The sequence below is a fragment of the Mesobacillus boroniphilus JCM 21738 genome (genome assembly GCF_000517385.1).
Lineage (GTDB): Bacteria > Bacillota > Bacilli > Bacillales > Cytobacillaceae > Mesobacillus > Mesobacillus boroniphilus.
In genome coordinates this window covers 1-10,674 of sequence record NZ_BAUW01000109.1, presented here as the reverse complement: position 1 = coordinate 10,674, position 10,674 = coordinate 1, and the positions used below count along the sequence as shown (strand labels likewise).

Annotated in this window: 10 protein-coding genes; 9 read left to right on the top strand and 1 reads right to left on the bottom strand. The window is 33.4% G+C overall.

Annotated features, from left to right (window positions below; translation table 11 throughout):
- From JCM21738_RS24520 to JCM21738_RS19155, 9 genes are all read left to right on the top strand, one after another.
- Window positions 1–187: hypothetical protein (locus JCM21738_RS24520; protein WP_031308202.1), on the top strand; the 187-nt coding region annotated here is incomplete at its 5' end.
- The gene (locus JCM21738_RS19190) at window positions 180–1,832 is read left to right on the top strand and encodes an AAA family ATPase (RefSeq protein ID WP_023626375.1); all 1,653 of its coding nucleotides are present in this window, start codon (window positions 180–182) and stop codon (window positions 1,830–1,832) included. The genes JCM21738_RS24520 and JCM21738_RS19190, both read left to right, overlap by 8 nt.
- A gap of 6 nt (window positions 1,833–1,838) precedes the next feature.
- Window positions 1,839–2,318: a TniQ family protein gene (locus JCM21738_RS19185; protein ID WP_023626374.1), complete on the top strand. Its 480-nt coding sequence runs from the start codon at window positions 1,839–1,841 to the stop codon at window positions 2,316–2,318.
- A 390-nt stretch (window positions 2,319–2,708) separates the two neighbouring features.
- Complete coding sequence (locus tag JCM21738_RS19180) at window positions 2,709–3,083, top strand: hypothetical protein (protein ID WP_023626373.1); 375 nt, start codon at window positions 2,709–2,711, stop codon at window positions 3,081–3,083.
- 87 nt (window positions 3,084–3,170) lie between these two features.
- Window positions 3,171–3,842, top strand: a complete 672-nt coding sequence (locus JCM21738_RS19175; protein WP_023626372.1) for an ABC transporter ATP-binding protein — start codon at window positions 3,171–3,173, stop codon at window positions 3,840–3,842.
- Entirely contained in the window at window positions 3,839–6,457 is a 2,619-nt protein-coding gene (locus tag JCM21738_RS19170) for an FtsX-like permease family protein (protein WP_023626371.1), read from the top strand. The genes JCM21738_RS19175 and JCM21738_RS19170 overlap by 4 nt, the downstream gene beginning before the upstream one ends.
- Before the next feature lie 447 nt (window positions 6,458–6,904).
- Window positions 6,905–7,432 (top strand): RNA polymerase sigma factor, encoded by a 528-nt coding sequence (locus JCM21738_RS19165; protein WP_023626370.1) that lies wholly within the window; start codon window positions 6,905–6,907, stop codon window positions 7,430–7,432.
- On the top strand, window positions 7,416–8,162 hold the full coding sequence (locus tag JCM21738_RS19160; protein ID WP_023626369.1) for a hypothetical protein: 747 nt from the start codon (window positions 7,416–7,418) through the stop codon (window positions 8,160–8,162). The genes JCM21738_RS19165 and JCM21738_RS19160 overlap by 17 nt, the downstream gene beginning before the upstream one ends.
- Before the next feature lie 1,277 nt (window positions 8,163–9,439).
- A complete protein-coding gene (locus JCM21738_RS19155) occupies window positions 9,440–9,757 on the top strand; it encodes a helix-turn-helix transcriptional regulator (protein ID WP_023626368.1) in 318 nt (105 codons plus the stop codon).
- 486 nt (window positions 9,758–10,243) lie between these two features.
- Here JCM21738_RS19155 and JCM21738_RS19150 read toward each other — a convergent pair.
- The coding region (locus tag JCM21738_RS19150; protein ID WP_035209902.1) for a hypothetical protein at window positions 10,244–10,674 on the bottom strand (431 nt) is incomplete at its 5' end.

Genomic DNA, 10,674 nt, shown 5'->3' with positions numbered 1-10,674 from the left:
GGATAATCGTGCTGTTGAAAAAATGATTCAGCGTGAAGAAGAGGCCTTTGAATTAAATCAAGTTAATATAGAAAACTCTAAGGTTGTTCCTTTTAATCAATCTGATAGTAACGTATTTATGGGGGATACAGGGTTTGATTTGCTGTTGAGAAAGCAAAAGGAGGCTTTAAATAAAAAAGATGAATAGAGTTATCATTCCAAATGGTTGTGATGCTATTATTGCTGAATACGGAGAACAGGTTATCGAGGAATACAGTGGCAATCCTTTCATTGAAGCACTTCCTACTATTCTCTCTACAGAGGAAGCCATTGAAAAAATGGCTATATATGCCGAATACAACTCAAAAGAAAGAATGCTAGATAAACATTATCGCATTCATTTGGTTCAAAGATTATTTCAATGCTTTCAACCGTTATGGATACACTTGGATTTGGAAAGTAGAATTTCCAGAGTAATTCGTCAGGGATATTTGGCAAGGAATCCCTTTCGAGTCGGGTATGCACAGGGCTTGCAGGAAGGACATCGAAACATCAAAGGATTGCAAAGTGAATTAAGCAATAACAGTGTATTTAGAACGACTGCAGCAGGTTTTACAATAATAGGCGTGAGTGGCATGGGGAAAACAACTGCTATAAATAGAATTTTGTCCTTATACCCACAAGTTATTGTTCACAAAGACTATAACGGAATGAATTTCAGTATGTATCAACTTGCATGGCTTAAACTCGATTGTCCATTTGATTCGTCCTTGAGAGGACTAGCATTGGAATTTTTCCGTAAGGTAGACGATTTGTTGGGAACAGAGTATCACAAAAAATTTGGGCTAGGTAGAAAGACAATAAATGATATGTTAGTGATTATGTCACAAATAGCGAGAAATACAGGACTGGGTGTTTTAGTCATTGACGAGATTCAGCATTTAAGTGAAGCCAAAAGTGGTGGTGATAAAAAGATGCTGAACTTTTTTGTAACACTAGTAAATACAATTGGAGTTCCAGTTATTTTAGTAGGAACACCCGCTGGATTGTCTATTTTGCAAAGTGAATTTAGACAGGCAAGACGGGGAAGTGGTCAAGGAGATATGATTTGGGATAGATTAAAAAACAACCAAAACTGGGGGTTATTAGTTAATGCGCTTTGGGGTTATCAATGGACAAAGAAGCAGATTCCGTTAACAGATGATTTTAAAAATACATTGTATGAGGAAAGCCAAGGTATTATTGATATCGCGGTAAAACTTTACGCCATGGGTCAAATTGAGGCCATTATGACAGGAAGGGAAGAAATAACACCAGAAACCATTAGTCAGGTGGCTAATAAGCATTTACAACTTGTTAAACCAATGATACAGGCTTTGAGGTCGGGTAACATTAGTAAGATTGCAAGGTTTGAGGATATCAGTACAGTAGAGGTAGATTTTTTAGGGTTTATGGATAGAGAAAGGGCTTCTATTGATTTGCAAATGAAGATGGAGGCAATAAAAAGAACGCAACAGAAAAAAGAACAAGAAATGAGTATTTCCATAAAAGAAAAGGCAATTTTGAAACTGATAGAATTGGATTTTGAACCAAATGAGGCTCAAAAGGTTATAGATCAAATTACTGAAAAAGAGGGAAACTTGGACATCAACGAACTTGTTGTGAAAGCCATTAAGGGAATATCCGTTTCAAGTAATCGTAATAAGAGGATGAAGAAAGAGGAGTCTTCGGTTGTAAATGATATAAGGATTTTAATTAATGAGGGACGAAAGGAAAACAATACAGCCTATGAAACTCTTAGTAACTGTGGTTTTATCAAAAGTCATGAAGGTGATTTCGGTCAGACTGGGTGATATGAAATGATGACCTTCTTTCCTGTTCCGTACAAAGATGAATTGTTATACAGTGTTTTAGGGAGATACCACGTTCGTAGTGGAAACGTCAGTATCAAAGCCACACAGAAGGATATATACGGTACGGACAGTATTACAGCAATTATGGACTTACCTTCTCATATCTATCGGATTATGGAAAACCTTCCTGTTGGGCACAATTATTCACTTGAATACTTAATTACAAATCATACACTGTATCCATTCTATGCTGCATTCCTGCCTTCTGAACATGCTGCTAAAGTTAAAGAGTCTATGATTGGGAGCGATGGGGGCAGCATTTATAATAGGATTGGTTTGATGGCAAGTTCAGTTAAGTTTAATCATTACTTTAAATTTTGCCCCCAATGTGTAGAAGGGGAGATGTATAATCATGGGGAATTGTATTGGCATAGAGTTCATCAAATACCGGGAGTTCTTGTTTGTCCAGAACACAACACCATTTAAAGCTGGATTAGAAGGAAACTGTTGTGATTGATGTTAAGAGTGGGGTATTTGACTAATATTGCTTTTGGAGGTTCTCCAATATACCTTTAATTTTGATGTCGACTGATCAAGCCGGTTTTTTTCTTGAAATACGGGGGACGGTTCTCCTGATGAAAGGAATGGATCATGAATCATAAGCTAATAATCTTTTTAACTTTAAGAATTCTGTCAATCTTAGGTGATAACAGCTTAATCTCTATCTTTCAGTTATTTAGGAGTAGCATACGACAAATTTATACAAAATACAAAATATTTTTTAAAAAATAAAAAAAGATATTTACAATAAAAAGTAAAATGTTGTAAGATATTGTTAGTAGGCCTGCTAAATTTATCCAAAGGAGGAGAATTTTTGTGAAAAAGTTAATAAAAATCCTTGTATTCTCGTTATTATTAATGGGGTCCTTTAGTGTTGTTGGAACAAGTGCATCTGCTGCAAGTATTACGGCAACCCCTGATAAACAAACATTGGTCGGTACTCCTCAAAGAGCTTATTGGAATCTAAATTGGAGTGGCACTAAAGAATTTTATGTGTACTATCGGCACCATACTGGTGCAAACTATCAAACTGTATTAGGAAATACTAGTAATACAGCTCTTTCAAATTGGTATTATACCTATGACATCGGAGCAGATCCTAATAAAACATGGTATGGGACATTTAGGGTTGTAGATTACTATGGTAATGCCGCAACCAAGTCGGTTACTGTCGCTCAAAGTAGGTATTAATAAAATTAATTAAATAATGCATCTTGGGACTAATCCTTTTTTTGAAGATTAGTCCCTTTTTAAAATCAAAACTAGGAAGTGTGCCTAATGTTAATAAATATAAATAAAGGGTCTGTTATTTTTCAAGGTATTGATCCCGTATTTGCACTTAAAGATATAACAGTTTCTGTTAATAGGGGTGAATGGATAAACATTTTAGGTCCATCTGGTTCTGGGAAAACAACCCTTTTAAACGTTATAGGAGGAATTGTTCGTTTAGGCAATGGAACTATCTCCATAGACAACAAGGAACTAACAAGTATAACTGATGAGGAATTACAGGAATATAGAAGGAATAAAGTTGGTTACATTTTTCAGGATTATAGATTGTTTGATCAATTTACTGTTTTAGAAAATGTTATGGTTCCTCAGTGGCCATATCAAAATAAAAGAGAATTAGAAATTGCTGCAAGAAACATTTTGAAACAATTACAAATGGATCGACGATTGGACTCGTTACCAAATGAGTTGTCAGGAGGAGAGAAACAACGAACAGCAATTGCGAGGGCGATACTTCATCAACCGGATATTATTCTATGTGACGAGCCAACGGGAAATTTAGATAAGGATAATAGAGATAATATCTTGCAGATATTAAGATCTTTAAATGAGAAAGGGTTAACTGTGTTGTTAGTTACACATGATTTAGAAGTTATAAATCCAAAAGGAAGAACTTTTATTATTCGAGACGGAAATCTGCAGGAGATGAATGGAAAATGAACAAATTAGTGTTTTCATCTCTAAAAACGAAATTATTTATTAATATATTATTTATAGTTGCGTTAGTGATAATTTTGGTATTTCAGCCACTTGCTATAACATCAATTATAAGTTCTCATCAACAAATAAAATCTGACATAACCCATTACTCACGCGGTAGCTATGACCTTTTAGTACGTCCTAATGGTTTGAAGCACCCATTAGAAGACGAATTAGGTATTGTTCCCGAGAATTATATTGGTTTTGGAGAAGGTGGAATTTCTACTGATCAATGGACCGAAATTAAAGAAATGACTGATGTTGAGATTGCTGCACCTGTTGCTTCTTTAGGTTATTTTACAGGAATAAGATCGAATATTGGCATAGAGAGTCCCGAACAATCAGAAAGGGTAAGTATACAATTTTCAACAACAGATGGAGTTAATCACTATCCAGTTGGAAAAAGATATGAATGTATATTCTTGGAATCTCCCAAATTAATAAATGATTTTATTGATTTTGAGACTTTGGTTAGCAATAATGAGTTATTAAATTCATGTACGGAAGTAGCAATGTTTCCCCTTCCACAAACGTATAATTTGTTAGTTGGAATTGATCCTACGGAAGAACAGAAATTAACCGGCTTACTTTTTGATTTTGGAAAAAGCGGCTGGGGTTCAACCGTTAAAACCGATCTTGGATTATCAAAGGCAAGCGTTGTTCCTATAATAGAAATTGTCAGTGAAGGCGGAAGTTTAGAAGCAGAGTTAGAGATTGATTCTATTGAAATGCGTGCTGAGGATACAAAAAAAATTAGAGAACAATTTGGTTTAGTTAATAATCCAAATGACATAGGACCAACAGAATTTTATGAAAAGCTATATTCACCCGAATATCAGGATTTATTTAGTAAATTAAGTGCTATTCCCGAGACAAACGAAAAGATTATAAAAATTGATTTGGGAAGTAATTTAAATAACTTTCATCAAGAAGCTCTTATGGTGCTGAGAGATGGAACCGTTAATAACATGGTACCAGATGGTATATATACTGGAACCATAGATCTAAACTCTGTTACAGAATATTATGTTTCTGGACAATTGAAATATGAAAAAGCAGGAGATACATATAAAGTAAAGAAAATTAACGAAGTAAAGGGTATCCCAATTTATCGCAATATTGAAGAAAAGGGATTTAACTTGCAGGAAGTGAGCATTGATGATAGCAAAAAGAGTAATATTTCTTTTATTCCAGATCCTATAGGAAAGGTAGAGGTTGATAAAGAAAAACAACAACAATTAGCATCTAGTCCACTCGGTATATATCAATTTGCACCCGTTTATTATAAAGATATAAAATCGGAAAAATTAGTTAAAATGAAACCTACTATTACTCCAGGAAGTTTTGTTTCAGTACCGGCTCAAGGCGTGACTACGATTGAGGCGGCAAATGTTATTAAAGGACGCGAGCCTATTGATGCTATAAGGGTTAGAGTTGGAGGAATCGACCATTATACAGAAGAAGCAGCCAGTAAAATCAAGAAAGTAGCTAAGGAAATTGAAGAATTAGATCTTCAAGTCACAATAATTGCAGGTGCCTCACCCCAAAAATTAGAAATTGAAGTAGAAGATGTAGGGTTAGTTCAAGAATCTTGGACGACGCTAGGAGCATCTGGTAGTATAGTTGGTCAGTGGAATTTAACTAACTTAATCTTATCCGCATTCTTTTTTATAGTAACTATTATTTATATTCTTAATAGATTATTCTTCTGGAAAATAGATCGACAAAAAGATATATCATTGTTTATTCAATTGGGTTGGTCAAAGCAATCCATCTATAAATTATTTAGGACGGAACTCTTCCTGCTATACTTTATTTCATTCCTAGTATCATATCCTGTACTTTTATATTTAAAAATATGGATGGACTTTGAATGGGATTTGTTTTTATTGCATAGTTTTGTAGGAGTAATATTATTTGTAATCTTTTTTGTGTATATTAAGGTAGGACTTTGGGTATCTGGAGATTCTAAAGGAGTAAAATACAGAATAATCAGAAGAAGTAGGTTATTAGTAATTAAAAATTTATTTTATTTAGCTAAATACATTCGTTTGCCATTTATTCAAATGATATTAGTTAGTACATTATCCACTTTTGTCTACTTATTAATCAATGAAACTGTAAATATAACTAGCGTAACACTTTTAGGAGATTTTATTAATGTACAGGCTAATAAATGGCATTATATTCTGGTCGCTTCCTCTTATGTTATAACAGGTTTTGCTTTAATAGAAACTTTAATATCTTTAATAAATGTTAGGGAGAAAGAGATTAGAATTTATAGAACTTTAGGATGGAAGAAACTTAATGTTCTTAAACTTTTTTTATCAGAGGTAGCAATCTGGTCAAGTATTTCTATTGCTTTAGGTGTTTTACTTAGTCTTACTTTATATGGCATGCTTTTCTCATTAACGTATAAAGTGCTGTTAATCTCAGTCTTTTCTTTTATTTGCTTCTATGTGTTTGTTTTATTAATATCATACATTGTAGTTATGAGATTTATAGGGACAAAAAGTGCAAGTGAAAATGTAAAGGTTGTATCAGTTGTTAATGACCTAATCACTCAAAAGAAGTAATATCAATTTAATTTCTTTTAAAAAATTTAAAACAAATGGGGGCGTTAATCCAAGGAGGATTAGTGCCTTTTTTTAAATTCCAAGTTTGAACGAGCACGTTAGCAAAAACTTACAAGGATTGTATTTTAAATACGAGCTGGTTGGTTGTATAGGAATCGAACAACTAATTTCAGTAGAAAGTTTATTAAAGTATATTGCAGGATGCTAACGCTTAATAATATCACTTATATATGGTTGTTTCCATTGAATCTGATAACGATTCAGTGCGTTCATATTATCAGTATTGTACTAATTTGATTAGGTGATAAATATACAGGTTAGAGCTTGTGACTTTATTACTCTTAATTTAGTGTTTTCGTATCTTATAAAATTTTTTAGGAAAACCAGAACCCTTTTTTTTCTGAAACGTCTAATCAATAGGTGAATAATTATGGAAGGAAGAAAAGTATGATTGATTTTAAGGAGGAAGAAGTCAAAGATTGGTTTGACCAATATCATCAAACTATATTCAAATTCATATTTCTGCTTACAAAAGATTATCAACAATCAGAAGATCTAACCCAGGACACCTTTTTGAAAGCCTATAAGCATTATGAATCCTTTAATCGTAACTCCAGTGAAAAGACGTGGCTATTTAGTATCGCTCACAATTTGACGCTGGATTACCTAAGGAAACAAAAGCCTATACGTTTAATTAAAGAACTATTCCAGCCTCAAGAAGATAAGCTTCAGCTTCCAGAAAATATCGTTCAACAAAAGGAAAGTTCAAGGGAAATATATAATGCTCTTTCCACCGTTAAAGAGGCACAGCGTGAAGTAATTATTTTGAGGAAGATCAAAGGATTCTCTACCAGAGAAACCGCTGAGATTTTGAATTGTTCAGAAGGAAAAGTAAAATCAACTTTACATAGGGGGATGCTTTCATTGGAAAGAAAGCTCAAGGAACAGGAGGACATATATGACCAATCAAACTGAAATTAATTCTTATGACCGTGCCCTTCAAAAGTTAGAATTTGAATTAGAATGGAATATGGAACGCTCACAAATAGTACGGAACCAACTAAGTAAGAACATCCATAGGAGTCGCTTGAAAACAAACGTTAAAAAAACGGGTATTTATCTTATATCAATTGGGGTTAGTGCTTCTATTTTATTTCTATTGATTACTAACCAAATTGTTGGGGATACTAGTCCATTAGGAAGCAAAATGAATAATCAGCAAATATATACAATAGAAGTCATCAATGGGAAGGAAACACCAGTCTTAACTGAAAAAGGAATGAAGAGCATTGTTTATCCGTTGGACGCTCATCAACACATAAAAACGATTATCACTGAGCCAATGATTAGTACGTATTTGGATAAGCGAAGGGGAAAAGAACAACTTTACATTTATGCATATTATCCAACGAGTACCGCTGGAAAGGGAATATCAGTACATTATGGGCAAAACGATACAGGATCAGTGGAACAAATGATAGAATCAATACTGCCTACCTATCCTGTTAATGGACTCAATATTAGCGAAGTAAATGTTTCTGGGCAACGGGCAGTACTCTATGAGCCAACAACAGATTTGATAGCCACTCAATTGTTTATTGTTACCAAAAAATACGTTTACTACCTAACTAGTTCAGGAACAAAAGGAGAAGGCGAGGAACTTATCCAGCTTGCCAACTTATTTAATTTTGATATGGAGAAATAAAAGTAACGGCTTTCGTCAAGTAATATATACTTAAACCAATAGGTGAGTTAATCCAAGAAGGATTAATCGCCTTTTTTGTTGAATTTCTGATTAAAGAAACGGTGCAGTAATCTCCAATAACAGTTTTGGTTGTTTATGGTAAAATATTTGCGAGGGGGGGAGAAAATGAAAAAAGCGTCAAAATTGTTGTAAGTATTAGTTTCATTTTTTATTTATTTGCCTTTAGCTATTTTATTGTTTTTGGGACATAGAGGGAATGTATGGACAGACCTCTCGTTAATAGAATATATAATAAAATCTTCAAATTTTGTTCCGTTTAAAACAATAAGTACATACATTTAGGCGATATTTGACGGTAGTATGAATATGGATATACCAATTAAAAACCTGTTTGGAAATGCTATTATGTTGTTGCCTATGGGTATCTATTTGCCTTACTTTATAAGAAGAATGAACAAAGCAAGTAGCTCAAGCCTGATAGTTTGTGAAAAAATTTACTTAAACTATAGATGCATTATATGTAGTATCTGTTCACAAACATTGATATGGTGCACCCTTTATCATTATTTATATGTAACCATAGATAAGGCGTTTAAGGACGTTACTTGGAGCCTCTGTGAGCATGATTGGTCTTAAAAGGCTGAAGCAGGTGTTTCAGTGGCGGATTAGCCTATCATACCCACCCCTCCAAGTAAAGTCCTATAGTTGTTTACGTTGGAAACTATAATTAATAACTATATATAATTAGTAAACAAAGATAAGAAATAGGCTGTTTTTGTAGCTTTATTAACGTTAATTACGGTCCAAAACCATACTATATATAAGGGTGCTTTAGTTTAAGAAGATATAATGTTTATCACAATAATTGTTATTCTATTTGTAACAACAAATTGTAAAAGTTAGCGAAGAAATCAATTTTAAAAATAAAAAAATTAGCAAAAGCAATAAATATGCTCGCATTAGAATTAGTCTGGTGCTATGAAATTAATATAATAACCCTTTTAAAAACATATGTCACATTTAGTTGTAGCTATTTAAAGCTTTGTTATAAAATTTTGGTCAGTTTTAAGTTGTATCTTGTATTAATTTTAGTGAGTAAAAATGAATCTCTAATAAAGTTTTCTTCACTACTAAGTTGTCTGGGAACAGTTGTTTGTAAAAAAATAGTCGGTAATCGAAAAAAAAAGTCGGTAATTTGCAATTAATGTTGGTAATCGAAAAAAATAGTCAGTAAGCTTCATTATGCCTTAAAAGGTTCCTTGTGAGGAGTTAATAATATGATCTCAATTGGTGAGCGTATAAAAATGATTAGAAAAGAAAATTTTTATACACAAGCTGATTTTGCAAATTTATTAGGAATTTCCCAAGGAACCTTAAGTGATATAGAAAAAGATAAATGTTATCCCTCTTGTACCAGCAAAACAAAGTTCTTCCTTAGCAAAATAAACTGTATTGTTGGTCAAATAAACCGTTCCCTAACACGAGCGAAAATCGGAATCACCATCCGATTTTCCTCGTGTTTTTTGTTGGATAAAAAGAGCGAGGAAAAAGCCTGGCGAGAAAGAATGTGGGGGAAAGCGAGAAGAAAAGCGTGAGAGAAAGCCTGATAAACCTCGGTTTGAAAAGAAAGCGGGAGAAAAAAGAAGCTGGTAAAAGAGCGAGAAAAAGCAGGGGGAAAAGCATGAGAAAAGCATGAGAAAAGGCGTGAAACAAACAACCAACTCCTCCATTTCAGGGAACAACTTATTTACCTTAAAATCATGAAAGCTGACAAAAAATAGGATGAAAAAAGAGCGAATTAGGGAACAACTAATTCGCCTACAATATATGGAAAGTCAGTCAGGGCAAGGGTTTGAAGAATGGGTGAGAGAACGACTTAATTTTTCGGGTACATAGAAGGGAAAGGTTTTAAGGAAGAAAAGGGATAAGGGAATGATAAGTAGTTCACTTTTGGTGGAGAAAACTCCAAATAAAATTGATAATAATAGGTGTATCACATTGTTATTAGCAATTAAAATGTAGGATGTTTAGCATTAAAAACAGATAACAAAAACGCTTGGCTTTTCGCCGAGCGTTTTATTTTACCCATTGTTAAATTCACGCTTGATAAATATTTCTTCATCACTTTCGTTGTTGACTTTAATCCCCTCTATTAACGGTTGATTTTCTGTAATATTCTTTTTCGTTAATTCTTTCGACTCAAATATTACGTAACCTTTGACCACAATGTTGTCTTCATTAAACCGTTTCTCTGTAATTTTATTCTCTATCAATTTATCTTTTGTCCAATCGGTCAAAACAACTTGAATAGAGTCTTCTTTGATTGTGGATTTTCCTTTATCAATTGTAAATTCATATTGTAATTTTTGTTTATCAAAGGTTTCATCAACTGCACCGATAGAAGTCATAGCATCAATAATGTTGAAATCTGGGTCCTCTTCTTTATCGGCTGATGTATTTGAACAGCCAGCAACAACAAATATTATTAATAATAACAATGCAAATACTTCTT